Source organism: Neisseria sp. P0024.S006, assembly GCF_051956595.1.
In the GTDB taxonomy this organism is placed as follows: Bacteria; Pseudomonadota; Gammaproteobacteria; order Burkholderiales; family Neisseriaceae; genus Neisseria.
The window spans coordinates 361429-379986 of the sequence record NZ_JBQCXH010000002.1 but is presented as its reverse complement, the minus strand read 5'-3'; the positions used below and the strand labels follow the sequence as shown (position 1 = coordinate 379986).

At 53.0% G+C, this 18558-nt stretch carries 17 protein-coding genes; 12 read left to right on the top strand and 5 right to left on the bottom strand.

Going from position 1 to position 18558, the window contains the following annotated elements:
• Window positions 1–202: 202 nt before the first annotated feature.
• Window positions 203–685 (bottom strand): TlpA disulfide reductase family protein, encoded by a 483-nt coding sequence (locus ACTHUF_RS05565; protein ID WP_440407317.1) that lies wholly within the window; start codon window positions 683–685, stop codon window positions 203–205.
• Between the two features lie 169 nt (window positions 686–854).
• Here ACTHUF_RS05565 and arsC point away from each other — a divergent pair, with 169 nt between their 5' ends.
• Both arsC and ACTHUF_RS05555 read left to right on the top strand, forming a co-directional pair.
• A complete protein-coding gene (gene arsC, locus ACTHUF_RS05560) occupies window positions 855–1214 on the top strand; it encodes an arsenate reductase (glutaredoxin) (RefSeq protein ID WP_004519164.1) in 360 nt (119 codons plus the stop codon).
• A 25-nt stretch (window positions 1215–1239) separates the two neighbouring features.
• Window positions 1240–1896, top strand: a complete 657-nt coding sequence (locus ACTHUF_RS05555; RefSeq protein ID WP_315093230.1) for a YdcF family protein — start codon at window positions 1240–1242, stop codon at window positions 1894–1896.
• A 70-nt stretch (window positions 1897–1966) separates the two neighbouring features.
• Here the strand turns inward: ACTHUF_RS05555 and ACTHUF_RS05550 are convergent, their stop codons facing one another.
• Together ACTHUF_RS05550 and ACTHUF_RS05545 are read right to left on the bottom strand one after the other, a co-directional pair.
• Entirely contained in the window at window positions 1967–2218 is a 252-nt protein-coding gene (locus tag ACTHUF_RS05550) for a hypothetical protein (RefSeq protein WP_315093232.1), read from the bottom strand.
• A 106-nt stretch (window positions 2219–2324) separates the two neighbouring features.
• Window positions 2325–3419: an ABC transporter substrate-binding protein gene (locus tag ACTHUF_RS05545; protein WP_440407316.1), complete on the bottom strand. Its 1095-nt coding sequence runs from the start codon at window positions 3417–3419 to the stop codon at window positions 2325–2327.
• Window positions 3420–3578: 159 nt separating this feature from the next.
• Between ACTHUF_RS05545 and gltX the strand changes: the two genes are divergently transcribed.
• From gltX to ACTHUF_RS05495, 10 genes are all read left to right on the top strand, one after another.
• Window positions 3579–4973, top strand: coding sequence for a glutamate--tRNA ligase (gltX, locus tag ACTHUF_RS05540; protein ID WP_440407315.1), 1395 nt, complete (start codon window positions 3579–3581; stop codon window positions 4971–4973).
• Window positions 4974–5261: 288 nt separating this feature from the next.
• Window positions 5262–5600 carry a hypothetical protein gene (locus tag ACTHUF_RS05535; protein WP_049333033.1) on the top strand — a complete coding sequence of 113 codons (339 nt, stop codon included), beginning with the start codon at window positions 5262–5264 and terminating at the stop codon, window positions 5598–5600.
• Between the two features lie 59 nt (window positions 5601–5659).
• Entirely contained in the window at window positions 5660–5995 is a 336-nt protein-coding gene (locus ACTHUF_RS05530; RefSeq protein WP_003747824.1) for a zinc ribbon domain-containing protein YjdM, read from the top strand.
• Window positions 5996–6211: 216 nt separating this feature from the next.
• On the top strand, window positions 6212–8521 hold the full coding sequence (recQ, locus tag ACTHUF_RS05525) for a DNA helicase RecQ (protein WP_440407314.1): 2310 nt from the start codon (window positions 6212–6214) through the stop codon (window positions 8519–8521).
• A 223-nt stretch (window positions 8522–8744) separates the two neighbouring features.
• Window positions 8745–9194, top strand: coding sequence for an HvfX family Cu-binding RiPP maturation protein (locus tag ACTHUF_RS05520; protein WP_440407313.1), 450 nt, complete (start codon window positions 8745–8747; stop codon window positions 9192–9194).
• A gap of 98 nt (window positions 9195–9292) precedes the next feature.
• Window positions 9293–9565, top strand: coding sequence for a hypothetical protein (locus tag ACTHUF_RS05515; RefSeq protein ID WP_440407312.1), 273 nt, complete (start codon window positions 9293–9295; stop codon window positions 9563–9565).
• An 86-nt stretch (window positions 9566–9651) separates the two neighbouring features.
• Window positions 9652–10494 carry an HvfB family MNIO-type RiPP peptide maturase gene (locus ACTHUF_RS05510; protein WP_314061214.1) on the top strand — a complete coding sequence of 281 codons (843 nt, stop codon included), beginning with the start codon at window positions 9652–9654 and terminating at the stop codon, window positions 10492–10494.
• Window positions 10484–11170 carry an HvfC family RiPP maturation protein gene (locus ACTHUF_RS05505; RefSeq protein WP_440407311.1) on the top strand — a complete coding sequence of 229 codons (687 nt, stop codon included), beginning with the start codon at window positions 10484–10486 and terminating at the stop codon, window positions 11168–11170. The genes ACTHUF_RS05510 and ACTHUF_RS05505 overlap by 11 nt, the downstream gene beginning before the upstream one ends.
• 142 nt (window positions 11171–11312) lie before the next feature.
• Window positions 11313–11891 carry a sigma-70 family RNA polymerase sigma factor gene (locus ACTHUF_RS05500; protein WP_440407310.1) on the top strand — a complete coding sequence of 193 codons (579 nt, stop codon included), beginning with the start codon at window positions 11313–11315 and terminating at the stop codon, window positions 11889–11891.
• 12 nt (window positions 11892–11903) lie between these two features.
• Window positions 11904–12077 carry a hypothetical protein gene (locus ACTHUF_RS05495; protein ID WP_003747841.1) on the top strand — a complete coding sequence of 58 codons (174 nt, stop codon included), beginning with the start codon at window positions 11904–11906 and terminating at the stop codon, window positions 12075–12077.
• A gap of 239 nt (window positions 12078–12316) precedes the next feature.
• Here the strand turns inward: ACTHUF_RS05495 and ACTHUF_RS05490 are convergent, their stop codons facing one another.
• Window positions 12317–16465 (bottom strand): translocation/assembly module TamB domain-containing protein, encoded by a 4149-nt coding sequence (locus tag ACTHUF_RS05490; RefSeq protein WP_440407309.1) that lies wholly within the window; start codon window positions 16463–16465, stop codon window positions 12317–12319.
• A gap of 78 nt (window positions 16466–16543) precedes the next feature.
• Window positions 16544–18385, bottom strand: a complete 1842-nt coding sequence (locus ACTHUF_RS05485; RefSeq protein WP_440407308.1) for an autotransporter assembly complex protein TamA — start codon at window positions 18383–18385, stop codon at window positions 16544–16546.
• Window positions 18386–18558: the final 173 nt, after the last annotated feature.

Genomic DNA, 18558 nt, shown 5'->3' with positions numbered 1-18558 from the left:
GGCAACATGCCGTCTGAAAAAATGGGGATATTCACAGATTATAAATATTTCGGCTGCTTTTTGATAGTGAAACCCCGGTTCTGCCGGCGGATACACTGCCGGTTTGCAACACAAAACAACATGGTTTGAAAAAAGGCCGTCTGAACGATTGGGTTTCAGACGGCCTCGGTATCAGCGTAGGTTAAGCCACCTATCCGCTGTTTTATTTACATTTGGTTTTGGCCAAATTCACGGCGGCGGTCAGGCTTTTTTCGTTGACTTCGCCGGTGATGGTTTGTTTGTAACCGCATTTCGGCGCTTCGACGACAGTGAAAGGCAATACGCCGACGTTGTTGCCGTGGGCTTTCATGAAGTTGCGGCTGTTGGCGCCGGTGTAACGCCAAATTGGGTAGCTGACCGGCGTTTGTTTCAGGAACTTGCCGATGTTGTCGGTCGTATCCAGTGCGATGCCGACCATATCGACGCTGCCTTTTTTCTGCGCTTTGTACCATGCGGACATGGCGGGCATTTCTTTACGGCAGGGGCCGCACCAGGTTGCCCAAAGATTGACCACGCGCACGGGGGCTTTGAGCGATTCCAGGCTTTGCGGTTTGTTGTCCTGCCAACCTGCCGTTTCATCGGCGGCAAAGACCGGTGCAGTGGTAAAAACGGCGGCGGACAAGAGAAGGGCGGTTAAGGCTTTCATGGTTGTATCCTTGAGGTTGCCAATCGAAATTGGGTTTATTGTAAAACGGTTTGGTGGGCATGCCTACCGATTCATATCAAGAGATCAGGTAAAAAGTTTGAGTAAAAATCAGTTGCAGACGATAATAACCGCCATCATTGAATGATTTTGCAATAATACGGAGAATTTCATGCCGTCTGAATTCACACTTTATCACAACCCGCGTTGCAGCAAATCGCGTGCCGCGCTGGCTTTGCTCGAAGAAAAAGGCGTTGCCGCCGACGTGGTCAAATATCTAGATACCGCGCCTGATTTGGCGACTTTGCAGGATATGTTTGCCAAACTCGGTATCGAATCGGTGCGCGGCATGATGCGCACGAAAGACGATTTGTACAAGGAATTGGGTTTGGACAACCCCGATTTGGACAATGCCGCCCTGCTTCAGGCAATCGCCGAACACCCCGCCCTGCTTGAGCGTCCCGTTTTGGTAACGCCTACGCGCGCAGCCATCGGCCGTCCGTTGGAAAACATTGCCGCCCTACTCGGCTGATAGGGTTGGATAAGGCCGTCTGAAGATGATTTCCCTGCTTAAAAGCCGCAATGGACTGCGATACTACCTGTTTCGCGGCCTTGCTTTGAGCGTCTTGCTGGTGTGCGGTATTTTTTTGAGCGGCACATGGCAGATTTACCGGACAGGTTCGCAAACCTTGCCGAAGGATGCTCATGCCGATGCGGCGGTGGTGTTAGGTGCGGCGGCGTGGGACAAACGCCCGTCGCCGGTATTCCGTGAGCGCATCAACCATGCCATCACGCTCTACCAAAGCCACCGGGTCGGCAAAATCATTTTCACCGGCGGTACGCCCAAAAAAGGATTCATGACCGAAGCCGAAGTGGGGCGCCGATACGCGCTCAAGCAGGGCATACCGGCGCACAATATCCTGTTTGAAAACACTTCGCGCAACACTTACGAAAACCTGCGCAATATCGTCCCCATCATGCACGCCAACGGAGTCGGCAGCATTATCGTTGTTAGCGACCCGTATCATTTGGCGCGTGCCGAAGAAATGGCCGCCGATTTGGGCTTGTCAGACGCGCAGTTCTCCGCCACTCCGACCACGCGCTTTGACGAGCGCAGCAAGAAAGCCAAGTTTCTGATGCAGGAGAGCTATTCATTGTTTCTCTACCGTATCGGCAAATGGAGCGATGCAGTTTGGAATTGGATAGATGGTTGAGCCTTCGGTAATCCATGTAAAAGGCCATCTGAATCCTTTTAGGTTTCAGACGGCCTAAATGTATGCTTACTTATTGATATTGATTTGCAGCTGCACTGCCAAAAATGACTACAGCTACAGCCAGTACCAGATAGATGACAAACAGAATCAAGGCAGCCTTGAAATAATTGGCTTTATTCGGATTGGTGTTTGAGCTGAATGCCCATACAAAAATCATAACTAGATTGACCATCGGAATCATCAAAATCAAGTTTGTTATCAACCATTCTTTGACGCTTACAATCGGAGCCTGTTGATGGCCGATTTGGTTTTGTTCAATCATATCTTGTCCAATATATTAAATAAAAAGAATAATAATTATACATAATGAAGCCTTATTAGTATAGCATACATATTCAGACGGCCTGAGCCTATGATTTTTGCAGCCGCTATTTCAATCGGATGTAAAACGTACCGTCCGGCACGACGGGCAGGTATTTGCGGTAGAAGTCCAGATAGGTCTTGTTTGGGTCTATGTCGGCAAACTGCTGCGGATACAGGGTTTTGGCGATAAATTGCGCGCTGGCCAAATCGGTGAGCGAGCGGGAGGCGGTGTGGTAGATGCCGTAAACGCGTTTGTTTTTGACGGCGGGAATGTCTGCCCAGCCTTTGCGTTTGACAAATCCGGCCAGGCGGCGTTGCGCATCGGCCTGGCTGATGCCTATGCCCATTGCCATAATGCCAGGCTTGTCTTTATGGCCGTTTTCCGTCCCCGAAATGACGATGACGTCGGGTTTGGCCGTCAGGAATTTTTCAGGGTTTATCGGTCCCCAGTTTTTAACGTAAGGCGCGGCGATATTGTTGCCGCCTACTGTGTCGGCAATCGCGCCCCACATATCTTTGCCGAAGGTGTAGCTGTATTCGGACGGGCCTTTGTCGCCGAACTCGATATAGATTTTCGGTTTGGACTGTTTGGCACGCGCGACGCGTTTTTGGATGTCGGCAATGCCTCGGGCGTATTCGGCGGCAATTTTTTGGGCGCGCGCCTGCGTACCGTTGAGTTCACCGAAAATTTCCGCACTGCGCGTGTGCCGCGCGACGGTTTCGGCGTTGAAATCGACCACGACGACGGGTATGCCTGCCGCTTTAATGCGCGGCAGGTGGGTGGCGATGGCCTTATACTGCCAGTCGGCCAGAATCAATACGTCCGGCTTGAGCGCGAGCGTTTTCTCCAGTGAAAACGTGCCGGTGTTGATGTTGCCGATGTCCGCAATGTTTTGCAGCGTAGGCAGCTTCTGTTTGAACATCGCCCAGCTGCCGGGATTGAATTTCTCCCAAAACTCACGCGAAATGCCGATGACGTTTTTAAATTTGTCCGCGCCCGTTACCGCGATATAGTCGGGATAGTAAAACGCCAAAACCGCGCGTTTGACAGGGACATCGACTTTGACTTCGCGTCCCAATACGTCTTTGATAGTTTTGATTTCGGCTTGGGCAAAAAGGGGCAGGAGGGCAAGGGCGGTAAATAAAGCGCGTTTGTTCATGAGCGGATACTTTCAAAGAAATAATTATCATTTGTTTTGTTTTCAGGAGAAAAGTTCCCAGATAGTCCTTCTGCGCCGACATTATTTTCAGACGGCCTTACATTGTTTAAACCACGCCGAAAAAGTAAAATAACTGTTTTAAAAGATTTTGGAGCCATCATGACCGTCAAAACCCGTTTCGCCCCCAGCCCCACCGGCTACCTGCACATCGGCGGCGTACGCACCGCCCTGTTTTCATGGGCGTTTGCCCGCCATCACAAAGGCGAGTTCTTATTGCGTATCGAAGACACCGACTTGGCGCGTTCCACCGCCGAATCCGTCAACATCATACTCGACGGCATGAAATGGGTCGGCCTTGATTACGACAACGCCGACAACGTCGTGTACCAAACCCGCCGTTTCGACCGCTATAAAGAAGTCATCGCCGAACTCTTGGAAAAAGGCGCCGCCTACTATTGCTATTGCAGCAAAGAAGAGCTGGAAGCCATGCGCGAGAAAGCCGAAAAAGAAGGCACGGCGACTTACGACCGCCGCTGGCGTCCCGAAGCAGGCAAAACCCTGCCCGAAATCCCTGCCGACGTGCAACCCGTCGTCCGCTTCAAAACACCTTTGGAAGGCGTTACCCAATGGACGGACTTGGTCAAAGGCGAAATCTCCATTCCCAACGAAGCGCTCGACGACCTGATCATCGCCCGCGCCGACGGCACGCCGACCTACAACTTCTGCGTCGTCGTGGACGACTACGACATGGGCGTTACCCACGTTATCCGCGGCGACGACCATGTGAACAACACCCCGAAACAAATCAACATCTTAAAAGCCATCGGCGCTACCCTGCCCGAATACGGCCACTTGCCCATGATTCTCAACGAACAAGGCAAAAAAATCTCCAAACGCAGCGGCGATACCGTCGCCATCACCGATTTCGGCGCGATGGGCATCCTGCCCGAAGCCATGCTCAACTATCTGGCACGTTTGGGCTGGGCGCACGGCGACGATGAGTTCTTCACGATGGAACAATTCATCGAATGGTTTGATTTGAAAGACGTTTCCCCATCTCCAAGCCGCATGGACTTGAAGAAACTCTACTGGATTAACGGCGAACACATCAAAATCACGCCTAACGACAAACTGGCTGAAATGGTAAAACCCCGCCTCGCCCTACGCGATATCCACGAAACCAGCAAGCCCGCTTTGGAAGACGTGTTGGCATTGGTCAAAGACCGCGCCCAAGACCTGAACACCCTCGCCGACGAGTGCCTCTACTTCTACGTCAAACAAACCCCTGCCGAAGCGGATGTGCAGAAACATTGGGACGACGAGGCCGCCGCCCGTATGTTGCGCTTCGCCGAACGCCTCGAAGGGCTGGAAGACTGGAACGCCGAAGCCATCCACGACCTCTTCAAACCTTTCTGCGACGAAGAAGGCATCAAAATGGGCAAACTCGGCATGCCCCTGCGCCTCGCTGTCTGCGGTACGGCAAAAACCCCAAGCGTCGATGCCGTATTGGCATTAATCGGCAAAGAAGAAGTGTTGAAACGGATTCGTTCGTAAGGCATGAATGATAAAAGGCCGTCTGAAAACTGGGAATGCCAAGTTTTCAGACGGCCTTTTCTAATAAAACCAGAAAATAATGGAATAAGGCAGAGAATATGAGAAAATAATAGCCGCCTGCCTCTCGAAACAGATGATTGGATTAACTTTTATCAGCAGCTGAATGTCCGGATTGGATAAAATAAGCCATCAAGAACAAAGACCAACAAGCATGTTATGTAAACTTGGCTGCTGAAAAATCGGCTCTGCGCTTTACTTTACAAATCAAACAACTTTAAAGGAAAACCCATGAAAAAAACCTTACTTGCCCTGATGATGTTATCCGCCGCCGCCGCGTATGCCGGTGAGGCGGAAGACCGTTTGCTGTCCGTCCAATCGGTTTACCGTGCCGCTTTGAATGAGCAAAACAGCAACGACAGCAAAATCATTTCCCTGCAAAGCGATTTGGAAAGCGCGCAGCGCCGTTTGCAGGCTGCGCAATCCGATATTGACCGTTTGAAAGGCGAAATTCAGACGGCCTTGGCTCAGAAAGAGCAGCAAAATGCTAAGCTGCAACAAGCCGGCCAGATGTTGGATGCGGCGTGGAATGCCGTTTACGGCGTAGGCGGCAGCAAGGCGAATCAATAATTTAGACATTGTATTATTTGCGTTTTACGCTTCTTTTATCATATTTATAAGGAAACCTCATGTCCCTACCTCCCTGCCCGAAATGCCACTCCGAATACACTTACGAAGACGGTGCCCAATACGTTTGCCCTGAGTGCGCCCATGAGTGGAACGAGGCCGATGCTGCGGCTGCAAGCGATGATGTATTGGAAGTCAAAGATGCCAACGGCGCGGTCTTGCAAGATGGCGATACGGTTGTCTTGATTAAAGATCTGAAAGTCAAAGGCAGCTCTATGGTCATCAAGCAAGGCACCAAAGTCAAAGGCATCCGCCTGCAAGAGGGCGACCACAATATCGGTTGCAAAATCGATGGCAGCGCGATGAACTTGAAATCTGAGTTCGTCAAGAAAGCCTAAAGATTTTATCTTTGAAAGGCCGTCTGAAATCCTAATATCAGGTTTCAGACGGCCTTCATACATTTCATTCAAAGCAAAACAAATCTTTATTTAAAATTAAACAAGTTTAATAGAGTTGAATTTCAGGCCGTCTGAAAAAGCGGCGGCAAAATGTTCCGCACATACGCGGGTGCAAAACCGTTAAAATAACGCTTTCCCCTATTCTACGGAACCATTATGCCTCAGCCGACCGCCAAACAGATTTTGCACGAAGTATTCGGTTATCCCGAATTTCGTGGCAAGCAGGAGGCTATCGTCAATGCTTTGGCCGGCGGCGAGAGTTTGATGGTGCTGATGCCGACAGGCGGGGGTAAGTCTTTGTGTTACCAGATTCCGGCGCTGATGCGCGAAGGCGTGGCGGTTGTCGTATCGCCGCTGATTGCGCTGATGAACGACCAAGTGGCCAGCCTGCATGTGGCCGGGATTGAAGCGGCGGCAGTCAACAGCAGCACATCGGCAGATGAGGCGCGCGAGATTGCCGACAAGCTTGCCCAAGGCCGTCTGAAACTGCTTTATGTCGCGCCGGAACGCTTGGTTACCGACCGCTTTTTGCGTTTTCTCGACCAACAAACCGTCAGCCTGTTTGCCATTGATGAGGCGCATTGCGTCAGCCAATGGGGACACGATTTCCGCCCCGAATATCAACAGCTCGGCATGCTTGCCGAACGCTATCCGAACGTCCCGCGCATCGCCCTGACCGCTACCGCCGATGCGGCCACGCGCGCCGACATCAAGCATTATCTGCATTTGGACAATGCGCCCGAATTTGTCTCCAGCTTTGACCGTCCAAATATTTATTATCAGGTTATCGAAAAAAATAATGGTAAAAAACAATTGCTGGATTTCATCCGCAAGCAGATGCATGGGCAAAGCGGCATTGTGTATTGTTTAAGCCGCAAAAAAGTCGAGGATGTGGCGCAGTTTTTGTGTGAAAACGGATTGGAGGCGATTCCGTATCATGCCGGTTTGAGCATGGACGTGCGCGAGGAAAACCAACGCCGCTTTACGCATGAAGACAATATTATTGTGGTGGCGACCGTGGCGTTCGGCATGGGCATAGACAAACCCGATGTGCGCTTTGTTGCCCATCTCGATATGCCCCAAAGTGTCGAACATTTCTATCAGGAATCGGGGCGTGCCGGCCGGGACGGGCTGCCTGCCGTGAGCTGGCTGTGTTACGGCTTGAACGATTGGGTGTTGCTGCGAGAACGGATTGCAGAAGGCAACAGCGACGAAGTGCAAAAGCAAATCGAAATGCAAAAACTCGATGCCATGCTTTCCGTCTGTGAAACCGCCGCCTGCCGCCGCGTGTTGCTGCTCAAACATTTCGGCGAAGAATCCGAACCCTGCGGCCATTGCGACAACTGCCTGCATCCGCCCGTGCGGTTTGACGGCACGGTGTTGGTGCAAAAATTACTCAGCTGCGTGTACCGCGCCGGACAACGTTTTGCCGCCGGTTACATCACCAACCTTTTGCGCGGTAAAAGCGACGATTGGATACAGCGCAACGGCCATGACAAGTTATCCACATTCGGCATCGGCAGCGAACAGACCGACAAGGAATGGCGCAGCGTCATCCGCCAGTGCATCAGCCTGGGCTATCTCACTGTTAACGTCGAGCAACATCAAGCCCTGCAGCTGACCGAAGCGGCAAAAAAAGTCCTCAAGGGCGAAACCGAAGTCATGCTGCGCCCCCTGCGCCGCGAAAAAACGGCCACCCAAAAGCCGAAAGACGATTGGTTGCGTACCGAGCGCGAAGAGCGTTTGTGGCAGGCATTGCGCCAGTGGCGGCAACAACGCGCCCGGGCAGAGGAAGTGCCGGCCTATGTGGTTTGCGGCGACAAAACCCTGCGCGATATTGTCGAAAAAATGCCCCGAAGTTTGGAAGATTTACATCAAATCTACGGCTTGGGCGAGGCGAAAATCAATAAATTCGGTTTGGAGATACTCAACGTTTGCGAAACGGCTGAAGCCGGTACGGTTTCCACAGATAACACACAAGTTATCCACAGTTTGGGCGAGCGCGAACAGGCCTTAAAACAGGCTTTGGAAACTTGGCGCGAGCAGCAGGCAAGTGCCGATCAAGTGACGCTGGGAACGGTGTTCTCCAACGAGAGCATGGACGATTTGCTGACCAATACGCCTGCCGAACCCATCGACCTTTTGGGCGTGTATAAACTCGGAGAAAAACGTATCGAACAATACGGCGAGGGCATTTTAAACATCTGCCGCCCGTTTTCAGACGGCCTGAGCGAAGAGGATAAACGCAAACGCCGCTTGATGCGCCGCCTGCTTCAGTGGAACATCGATACTGCCCGCCATGAAGGCCTCGAAGCATATCAGATATGCAGCAAAGTTACCCTGCGCGCCATTGCCGCCCGACGGCCACAAGATTTGGCGGAGCTGGCGGAAATCCACGGCATGAGTGCGGAGAAAACCGACAAATACGGCGCGGAAATTGTCGAATTGTGCAAACAAGCGGATTAATGGATTGCAATTATCATCAAAGGCCGTCTGAGACCCAATCGAACATGGTGTTTCAGACGGCCTTTTTGAATTTTTAATCTTTATAAAACAATGAATAAGAAAATATCTTCATTTGTTTTGTCAGTTTTTTAAAGTTGTCGCGTCTAAACAGGCATGAAAAATGGGATGGTGCCGATGGATTTTTCGTCCCAGCCCATTCGACACACATCGATTAGGAAAATAAATGAACCCCTCATCCAACCCCTCTTGGCAGGCTGCTTTCGGTTTGTTAGCACTCAGGCTTTTTGCCGCGTATGAATTTCTTGAATCCGGCTTGGAAAAATGGAACGGGGAAAACTGGTTTGCAGAAATAAACAGTCAATTTCCCTTTCCGTTCAATTTGTTTCCGGATACGGTCAACTGGAATTTGGCCATGTGGGCGGAACTGGTTTTGCCTGCGCTGCTCATCGTCGGCTTGGCAACGCGGCTGTCTGCGTTGGGATTGATGGTTGTAACGGCTGTCGCATGGTCTGCGGTACATGCCGGCTTGGGTTACAATGTGTGCGACAACGGTTATAAAATGGCACTGATTTATTTGGTGGTTTTATTTCCTGTCCTGTTACAGGGCGCTGGCCGTCTGTCTTTGGATGCCCTGCTGAAGAAACGCTGTTGTCGCATCAAGCATTTTCTTTAAGGATTATCTTTAAGGATTAATGGTCGCGGGCCGACTTTAAATGCCCGATATTATCCCTTGATTTGTTTTAAAACCCATATTTTAAAAAGGAAGTTGAAATGAAAAAAAATGTAGCTGCTGCTCTGGCCGGTGCACTGTCCCTGTCTTTGGCTGCCGGTGTTGTTGCCGCTGATAAAGCCGCCAGCGACGCGGCTGTTGAGAAAACTGTTAAAGCTGCCGAAGGTACTTGCGGCGCGGCTGCCAAAGCCGGTGAAGGTTCTTGCGGCGCAGCCATGAAAAAAGCACACGCCAAAAAAGGCAAAGCATCTAAAGCCAAAGCTGCCAAAGTAGTAGAAGGCAAATGCGGCGAAGGTAAATGCGGTTCTAAATAATCCTGCAACATACCTTTAACAAAGTCGCATTTTATGAACGAAAATGCGACTTTGTCGTTCATACGGCACCATAATAGGACATCACCATGATTCAACACGCAGGCTTGGGCTACCGCCGCGACTTGGCGGAAGACTTCCTCTCGCTTTCAGACGACAGCCCGATACGCTTTATCGAAGCCGCCCCCGAAAATTGGCTGAAAATGGGCGGCAGGGCGCGCAAACAGTTTGACCGCGTGGCGGAACGGCTGCCGCTGGCGTTGCACGGATTATCCATGTCGCTGGGCGGACAAGCCCCGCTGGATACCGCCTTGATAGACGGAATCAAAGAAATGATGCGCCGTTACGATTGCACGTTTTTCTCCGACCATTTGAGCTACTGCCACGACGGCGGTCATCTTTACGATTTGTTGCCGCTGCCCTTCACCGAAGAAATGGTGCGGCATACCGCGCGGCGTATCCGCGAAGTGCAAGACCGATTGGGCTGCCGTATCGCCGTAGAAAACACCTCCTACTACCTGCATTCCCCGCTTGCCGAGATGAACGAAGTTGAGTTCCTCAACGCGGTTGCCCGTGAAGCCGACTGCGGCATTCATTTGGACGTGAACAATATTTACGTCAACGCCGTCAATCACGGCCTGTTGTCGCCCGAAGCCTTTTTAGAAAATGTGGATGCAGGGCGCGTGTGCTATATCCACATTGCCGGACACGACGTGGAAACCCCTGAGCTTTTAATTGATACCCACGGCGCGGCGGTATTGCCGACCGTTTGGGATTTGCTCGAACTGGCCTATGCCAAACTGCCGACGATTCCGCCCACCCTGTTGGAACGCGATTTCAATTTTCCGCCTTTTGCCGAACTCGAAGCCGAAGTCGCCAAAATCGCCGACTATCAAACGCGTGCCGGAAAGGAATACCGCCGTGCAGCCTGAAACCTCCGCTCAATATCAACACCGCTTTGCCCAAGCCATACGCGAAGGTAAAGCCGCCGACGGACTGCCGCAAGAGCGCCTGAACGTCTATATCCGCCTGATACGCAACAATATCCACAGCTTCATCGACCGCTGCTATACCGAAACGCTGCAATACTTTGACAGCGAAGAATGGGGCCGTCTGAAAGAGGGTTTCGTCCGCGACGCGCGCGCCCAAACGCCCTATTTTCAAGAAATTCCCGGCGAGTTCCTCCGATATTGCCAAAGCCTGCCGTTTTCAGACGACCTCTTGGCACTGATGGACTTTGAACACACCCAGCTGCTCGCTGAAACCGCGCAAACCAACAGCCAAGCCTCGTCCGCCGATTCAGACGATTTGGCTTACACCCTTTCTCCCGCCGCCTTTGTGCGCCGTTATCAGTATGATGTGACGGACGAATTACAGGAGGCGGAAACTGCCGTTTTGGTGTGGCGCGATAAGGAAGACGATGTGATGTATCAAACGCTCAACGATTTCGACGCCTTATTGCTGGAAACGCTGGCAGAGACGCCTACTTCCCTAAACGGCCTGCAAACCATGCTGGCAGAGTTCATGCCGTCTGAAAACGCTTGGCAGGACGCATTAAGGCAGAAATGGACGGATTGGCTGGAACAGGGCATTTTGGTTGCGGCATAAATCAAGGCCGTCTGAAACGGACGCAGTCGGTTTCGGCGAAACAAAAATACTACTGAAATCGTTTATAGATTCAATCACATGCTCTTGCCGTATCAGCGTAAAATCAGAAGCATATTGATCATTCATTTCATACTGATACATTATGGCCCTACCCGAACTGACCGATGCCGAGCTTGCCGAATCTCGCAAACTGTTGCTGCGCTTTGCCCATATCCAGCTGCCCGACCGCCCCGATTTGGCGGAAGACCTCGTACAGGAAACCATGCTTTCCGCCTACCGCGCGGCCGAGGGTTTTAAAGGCGGCGCCCAAGTGAGCAGCTGGCTGTTTGCAATCTTAAAAAACAAAATTACCGACTGCCTGCGCCAAATCGGGCGGCAACGCCAAGTTTTCGTCACGCGCGACGAAGAAGCTTTGGATGAAGCCTTTGAAGGACATTTTGCCGCCGACGGGCATTGGACGGACGAAGGACAGCCTCAGGGTTGGGACTCGCCCGAAGCCAGTTTGAACAATAAAGAGTTCTACCAAGTTTTGCAGACCTGCCTCTACCAGCTGCCGGAAAACACCGCCCGCGTGTTTACCATGAAAGAGATTCTTGGCTTTTCAAGCGATGAAATCCGCGAGCAATGCGGCATCAGCCATGCCAACTACCACACCATCATGCACCGTGCGCGCGAAACCTTGCGCCAGTGCCTGCAAATCAAATGGTTCTCCCATGCCTGACAGGAAAACGCCATGAAAAAATGCCGCAAAATAACCGATCTGATTTCCAAACAGCAAGACCAAGTGCGTCTCAGTCTTTTTAACCGCATTGCCCTTGCCGTGCACCTGTCGCTCTGTCCCCGTTGCCGCGAATATAAGAAACAGCTCGCATTAATTAGCAACGCCATGCACAAGATGTTTCGATGATTCAAAAAAGGCCGTCTGAAACCTACCCCTGTCCGTTTCAGACGGCCTTTTTGTGTCCGCTTGATTTATCGCTAATCTTGAATAAGCCGTGGCTGGCCGCTCACTTTTTTAGTTGCCTTTATTTTCAAACTTGCGCCGTTGGCCTTTGTCTTTTGAGGCATGGGAGAAAGATTCTAATACGGTAGAACAAGAAAAAGGCCGTCTGAAAGATGAATTTCAGACGGCCTTTTTCACGGCTTTTAGTGTTGTTCTTCCGGCTCGGGTTCGTCTTTGCCGAACCAGTTGTCAAAGCGGATGGTGTATTTCAACTCGCCGCCGGATGAGCGTGTGCCGATGCGGGCAATGGCTTGGATGGCGCGGGTCAGTTGGTACACGAGTTTGACGGATTGTTCGGCGCTGGAGATGCCATATTCGTAACCTACGTAGAGGTTGTTGGTGAGCTGTTTGCCGACGGTCAGGACTTGTTCGGCAGGGTTGAGCTCGCCGGTTTGGGCGTTGCGGCTGCGTTTGCTGGTAAAGCCCAAATCATCGACAAGGCCGATGCGGTCGTTGACTTGGCCGGCAAGCAATGCGCTGGCAGCGGCGGAGAGTGTGGCGTTGTCGCCGTCGCTGCCGCTGCTGGCACGGTTGAGGATGAGCCAGGAGAGTTTGTCTTTTTCGCTCATGGCTTCTTTGGCAACCAGGGTTACGCGCGGATTGCTGAGGCTGCCGAGGACTTCGACACCTGCGCCGACCGGGGAGAGACGGCGTTCGGCACGGATGTTGAGGTTTGGATCGGTCAGCGGGCCGACAAAGGAAACCGAGCCTTTGGTGATGTCGAGGTCTTGGCCGTAGGCTTTGTAGCGGCCTTTGACAACGCGCACGGTACCGACGCCTTGGACGGCTTCGCCCGGACGGGACGTGATGGTCAGTTTGCCGCCGATGGTAACGTCTGCGCCGTAGCCGACAAAACGGACATTGTCGTTGATGTTCAAGACAAGGTTCAGATTAATCGGCGTGGTGGCCGTTGCTTCTTTTTTGGTTTCGCCCAGTACAACCACGTCGTCATCGAGGGTCGGCATGGAGGATTTTTGCGAACCAAACCTGCCGTAGTCGGTGTTGAGCGTGCCGTTGAGCGATACGCCTTTTTCCGGATTGTAGAGGACTTTGGCCGCGCCGGAGAGCTGCAGTTGGCGGTTTGGACGCGAGAGGGTGCGGTATTTGTCGAAGACGATGTCCACGTCGACATCGGGGTTGGCGTTGGCAAGGTTGACCGCGCCTTTAAGCTCAATCGTGCCGCCACGGTGGAATTTGAGGCTGTCGATGACCCATTTTTGACCTTGCAGGCGTGAACGCAAGACGCCGTTGTCGAGAATCAGGCCTTGGGTTTGATGGCGGTAATAGAGGTTGTCGCCGTTAATCTGGCCGCTCAGTTGCGGATCGTTCAGACGGCCTGCCAAGTTGACGGCGGCGTTCAGACGGCCTTTGAGGGTCTGGCCGACGGGCAGGAAATTGCGGAAGACTTCGAGGTTGGCAACGTTCAGGTTGAGTTTGCCGCTCAGAGGGGCGGTGTCGAAGCTGCTGCCCTGACCGATGTTGACGGTACCGTCGGCCCGGCCGTAATTGGTTTGGAGGTCGAGGTTGCTGTTGACGGTAGGCGAACCGAGTCGGCCGCCGATGGTGGCGGTCGCGTTCAGACGGCCTGCAATGCCTTGGGCTGTGGCCGGCATAAAGGATTTGAGCGAGCCCAAATCGGGAACGCTAATATTGACCTTGCCGCTGACGGGGGCGTTGTTGATGTTGTTGCCGAACTGTTGGGCGATGCCGAGCGTACCGTCAACTTTGCCGAAGCGGGTGTTGCCTTCCAGCGTGCTGTCGATGCGGCCGTTTTGGAAACGGGTGCGCAGGGCGAGCGCGGAAAGTCCCAAAGGCTGTTTGTTTTTCGGGTCTTTGCCCGGAAGGATGATGTCGCCGCTTTGTCGGCTGATGTTGAGGAAGCCGCGCGCGTTTTGACTGTACGCCAAATCCCAGTCGCCGCCCAAGACGAGGTTGTGTTCGATAGGCGGAGTGTAGAAGTTGTGCAATTCGGTAATGTGCAGATTCTGCGCGCTGCCTTTACTGGTAATGCCGGCTTTCTTGTCCCAAACGAAATTTTGCAGGTTGAGGCTGCCGCCCATGGCCGCCCAGCGTGCGCTGCTGAGGGAAACGCGTTCGCTGCCGGCTTCGAGGTTGAGGCGGTTTTGCAGTTTGAGGTTGAACGCGCCGTTGATGTCGAGCGTGTCAACCGTGCCTTTCCATTGGGTTTGGTCTTTGTTGAGGCCGCCGGTGGCATCGAGGTCGAGCTTGTAGCGTTTGTTGTCCACCGCCATGCTGCTGTTGCCGCGGATGTGGTGGTGCGAGCCTGTGCCGCTGATGAGCAGGTTGACGTTGTCGATCATGGCCGCACCGCCGGAGACGGCGATGTGTTCGCCTTTAATATCGGCACTCAACGGGCGGTTGGTATCGGGTGAACCTTTAAGCTTGAAGTCGAGGGTGCGGATGTTGACGGTATCGGCAACTTTGAAGTTGCGCGCTTCGCCGTTCAAATCGGCTTCAAGGGTTTTGAGGCCGTCTGAAAAACTGCCGGAGATGTAGCCGCGCGCGTTGAGCAGCCCGCCCAAGCCGAAGCCGAAACGCGACAAATCGGGGGCGGTAATATTGAGATTGAGGCGGTCACCTTTTTTGCCGAAGCTGCCGTTGGTTTTGACGATGTTGTTGCCGAGGGTCAGGTCGGTCAGGGCGCGAGAGAGGTGTTTGTTTTCATAGGCGACGTCGGCTTTGCCGCTGAGTGGAACGCCGTTGAGCGTACTCGGTGCAAACTGCATTTTGCCGGCGAATTTTTCTTGCGCCAGTATGCCGGTCAAGTTGATGTTGCCGTTGACGCTGCCTTGAGGAAGCTGCGGATCGATGCGCGCAGGGTTGAAGGCTTTGCTGACGATGTCCAGTTGCAGTTTGCGGTCTTTGAAGAGTTCGAGCGAGCCTTTGGCGTTGAGTTCGCCGCCGTTTTGCGGAACCAGGCGGACTTTGTCGAGCTTGAGCGTGCGCTGGCCGAGCTGTTTGTCGGTTTGGAAAAACAGCATGCCGTCTGTGCGCGCAAATCCGCTGTCGAGATTCCAGTTGACGACGGGGGAGGAGGTTTCGCCTTTGACGTCGATACTGCCGTTCAGACGGCCTGCAATGTTTTGACGGACAAAGTCGTCTGCGCCGGTATTGTTGATGCCCAGTGCGAGTTTGAGCTGATCTTGGGCGGTGTCGATAGAGCCGGATACATCAATGCTGCCGTCTTTGAGCAGGCCGACGCCGATGTCTTCGATTTTGACCGTGCCTTTGTCGTCGACGATGAATTCGCCGAGGATGCGTTTGACGGGGATATGATTTTCATCGGCAAAACCGGCTTGGTCGTTTTCCAAGTCAATCGAGCCTTCCAGTGCAACGCCGTCTGTAAAGGACGGAATGGTGGTGGCGTCGAAATTCAGACGTGCTTTGGGCAGAGTGGGCAGGAAGGCCTGCGGATTGATGTTGGAACCTTTAACCAGGATTTCGCCGACGGTTTCGTTGAGGCTGTCGGCGAATGGGTGGATGGTGGATTTGGCAGACAAATGAACGTTGTCGCCGTCGAGCAGCAGGTCGGTGTACACGTCTTGCAGGCTGCCCCACAGGCGCACCGTGCCGTGTATGGTTTCGCCCTCAAGCTGGCCTTTGGTGTAGATGGCGGTATTGAGGACGTAAGGTTTGTTCAAACCGAGCACCACCGCGCCTGTCGAGCTGCTCCAGGGCGTGTCGGCGGTTTTGATGTGGAGGCGGTGTTCTTTTTTGTCGTAATGATAGGCCGCGTGCAGATGGTCGAGATAGACGGTCTGCTTGTCAAAACGCTTGCCCACGCTGATTTTGCCGGTTTCCAAACGGTCGAGATAGGCGGTAACGGGCAAGTCTATGCTGTCGGGCAGGCCTTTTGACGGCTCTTCTTCTTTGGGCGGCGTGCGTTTGGTCACAATGGCGATGTCGCCGGCCACGACTTCGGTGATGTGCAAGGACGGACGGGTCAGCTCGGACGGTTTCCAATCAAAGCGGAAGCTGCTGATTTTGATGTCCGCACCGTCTGTTTCAATCAACCATTTGTCGCCTTCAAAACCTTCAATCAGCGTGCCTTTCAGTGTGTCCGAAGAGATTTTGACGCCGAACCATGACGGGATTTTGTACAAACCGAAACGCAAACCCGATTCCGTACCGACCAGCCAGCCGATCGCGCCGGCGGAAACGGTCAATACGCCCAAGGCGGACAGGACAAAGCCGCGCAACAGGCGTTTTTTGCGCTTTGGCGGGGCGGGCTGTTGTTCAGACGGCGTGGAAGTGTTTGCAGTATCGGTCATGATATTTTTCTGTTTGTCTGTTGTTCAGACGGCCTGGAATGGCTGAGGCCGTCTGAAAAAATGGATGGTGTATGTTTGTTAAAACCTTGTGCCTAAGCTGATGTGCCAGCGGATTTTTTTGTCGTGGTGGCCGTAGGCAATGTCGAAGGAGAACGGCGCAACCGGGCTGAACCAGCGCACGCCCAAGCCGGTACCGTGTTTTAAGGTCATGTGTTTGAAGTTGCTTGCCGCATCGCCGACATCGTGGAAGATGGCGCCGGAGAAGCTTTTGGTAACCGGGAATTGATATTCGAGGCTGCCGACCACCAAGGCGCGTTGCGGCAGGACGGAGCCGTTGGGGCCTGCCAAGCCGATGCTGTCGAGTTCGTAACCGCGTACGGAAGTTGCGCCGCCGGTGCGGAACATCAAGCTGGACGGCACTTCTTCGCCTTCGCGGGCATAAACGTAGCCTGCCTGTCCGCGTACGATGAACGTACCGATTTTTTTGTTTTCAGGTGTGAAGAAATAGCCTGCGCGTGCTGTAGCGCGCGCCATTTGGGTGGAGGAGAGGAGTTTGCCCAAGGTCGAGCCGATTTTGCCGTCGAGGTAGTAGCCGTTTTGAGGGTGCAGCTCGGTTTCGATGCTTTGCCGTTTCCATGAGGCGGTCAGCATGGTGGCATGGCTGCGGCCCAAATCGTAGCTGGTGTCGGGGACTTTGCGGTCTTCGGTAATGAATTCTAGGCCGAAGCGGGCATCGATATTGTTGCGGTCGCGGACATACCAAATACCGCTGGTCAGGGCGCGTTTTTCAAGGTTTTGCGTGGTTGAGCGGTTGTAGGAAACGTTGCTTGTCCAGTAGTTGCCGCGGTTGTTGCGCGGTTGGCTGATACCGGCGGCCAGCGTGGTTTCGTATTTGTCCATGTCCCAAACGATGGAACCGATGTAACCTTTGTTAAAGAGGTTGTAATAGTCATAGGCGATGCGGCCGCCGATTCCGTATTCGGAGTCGTAGCGGATACCGGTTTCCAGTTTGTGGCGTTTGACTTCGGTCACGTTGATTTTGATGGGAACGCGGTCGCCTTGCAGTTGGTCGAAATCGGCTTGTACGGACGCGCCGGAATAGTGGCCGTTTTGTTCTAGCGCCTGTTGCAGGTCGAGGATTTTGTCCAAGTCGTAAGGCGAACCGGGGTGGAAACGCGCCATGCCGGAAACCACGCTCTCAGGGTAGCGGTGTGTGCCGGTGATTTGGAAATCGCCAAAGTAAATGGGGCGGTTGCTCTCCACGATGACGTTCAAGTCGGCTTTTTGGGTATTGGGATTGATGGTGGCCTGGGTGGTGGTGAGTTTCGCCAAGGGGTATTTTTTGCGCGTTACCGCGCTGAGGACGGAGGTTTTACTCGCATTCCAGCCGTCTTGGTCGAAGTTTTCGCCAATGGGCTGCTGCCAGTTTTCCATCGCATTTTGGTAGTACTCGGCCAGATTTTCATCATTTAATACGTCGCCGAGGATGGCCACGCTGACGTTGTCGATTTTGGTGCGCGGGCCGGGGGTAACGTTGACGGTGTAGCTCTCGCCATGGTCTTGAATATTAACGTTGCTGTTGAAGTAGCCTTTGGTCCGGAGCATGGTTTTGACGTTGTCGGGCGCCTCTTCGGCGAGGAAGCCGACCTGCTCTTTGTCCAGCTCTTCGTCCTGCTGCTGGGTAATCAGCGGCAGGTATTCTTCAAGCATTTCTTTGACTTCGCTGTCTTGGGTGTCGATTTTGACGGGGAATTTGGGCTTGAGTTTGCCTGTTTGGTCGTCTTTGGGCTGCTTGGGCATTTCGGATTCGGGGACGGCCTCGTAGTCTTCCGCTTTGGGAACGGAAGTATCTACTGCCAACGCGTGTCCGTAGGCGAGCGCCAAAGATGCGAATAAAACAGGGTAGGTCAGTTTGGTCATGATGTGTGTTCGACAGCGACAATTCTTCAGTCTGTGGATTTTAACATTATTTCTGCAAGGTTTCAGGCTATGGTTATAAACGGAAATTTAGCGCGATAATGTTGCCAAATGCGACTTAAGGGAAGATTTTGGTTTGTTTCTATACGATTGTAATACTTATGTTTTTGTATTTT

Coding starts and splice junctions, on each gene's coding strand:
- ACTHUF_RS05545 (WP_440407316.1), bottom strand. CDS start 3,419: ATGAACAAACGCGCTTTATTTACCGCCCTTGCCCTCCTGCCCCTTTTT.
- ACTHUF_RS05485 (WP_440407308.1), bottom strand. CDS start 18,385: ATGACCAAACTGACCTACCCTGTTTTATTCGCATCTTTGGCGCTCGCC.
- ACTHUF_RS05510 (WP_314061214.1), top strand. CDS start 9,652: ATGATTCAACACGCAGGCTTGGGCTACCGCCGCGACTTGGCGGAAGAC.
- ACTHUF_RS05500 (WP_440407310.1), top strand. CDS start 11,313: ATGGCCCTACCCGAACTGACCGATGCCGAGCTTGCCGAATCTCGCAAA.
- gltX (WP_440407315.1), top strand. CDS start 3,579: ATGACCGTCAAAACCCGTTTCGCCCCCAGCCCCACCGGCTACCTGCAC.
- ACTHUF_RS05550 (WP_315093232.1), bottom strand. CDS start 2,218: ATGATTGAACAAAACCAAATCGGCCATCAACAGGCTCCGATTGTAAGC.
- ACTHUF_RS05490 (WP_440407309.1), bottom strand. CDS start 16,465: ATGACCGATACTGCAAACACTTCCACGCCGTCTGAACAACAGCCCGCC.
- recQ (WP_440407314.1), top strand. CDS start 6,212: ATGCCTCAGCCGACCGCCAAACAGATTTTGCACGAAGTATTCGGTTAT.
- ACTHUF_RS05530 (WP_003747824.1), top strand. CDS start 5,660: ATGTCCCTACCTCCCTGCCCGAAATGCCACTCCGAATACACTTACGAA.
- ACTHUF_RS05565 (WP_440407317.1), bottom strand. CDS start 685: ATGAAAGCCTTAACCGCCCTTCTCTTGTCCGCCGCCGTTTTTACCACT.
- ACTHUF_RS05535 (WP_049333033.1), top strand. CDS start 5,262: ATGAAAAAAACCTTACTTGCCCTGATGATGTTATCCGCCGCCGCCGCG.
- ACTHUF_RS05520 (WP_440407313.1), top strand. CDS start 8,745: ATGAACCCCTCATCCAACCCCTCTTGGCAGGCTGCTTTCGGTTTGTTA.
- ACTHUF_RS05555 (WP_315093230.1), top strand. CDS start 1,240: ATGATTTCCCTGCTTAAAAGCCGCAATGGACTGCGATACTACCTGTTT.
- ACTHUF_RS05515 (WP_440407312.1), top strand. CDS start 9,293: ATGAAAAAAAATGTAGCTGCTGCTCTGGCCGGTGCACTGTCCCTGTCT.
- ACTHUF_RS05495 (WP_003747841.1), top strand. CDS start 11,904: ATGAAAAAATGCCGCAAAATAACCGATCTGATTTCCAAACAGCAAGAC.
- arsC (WP_004519164.1), top strand. CDS start 855: ATGCCGTCTGAATTCACACTTTATCACAACCCGCGTTGCAGCAAATCG.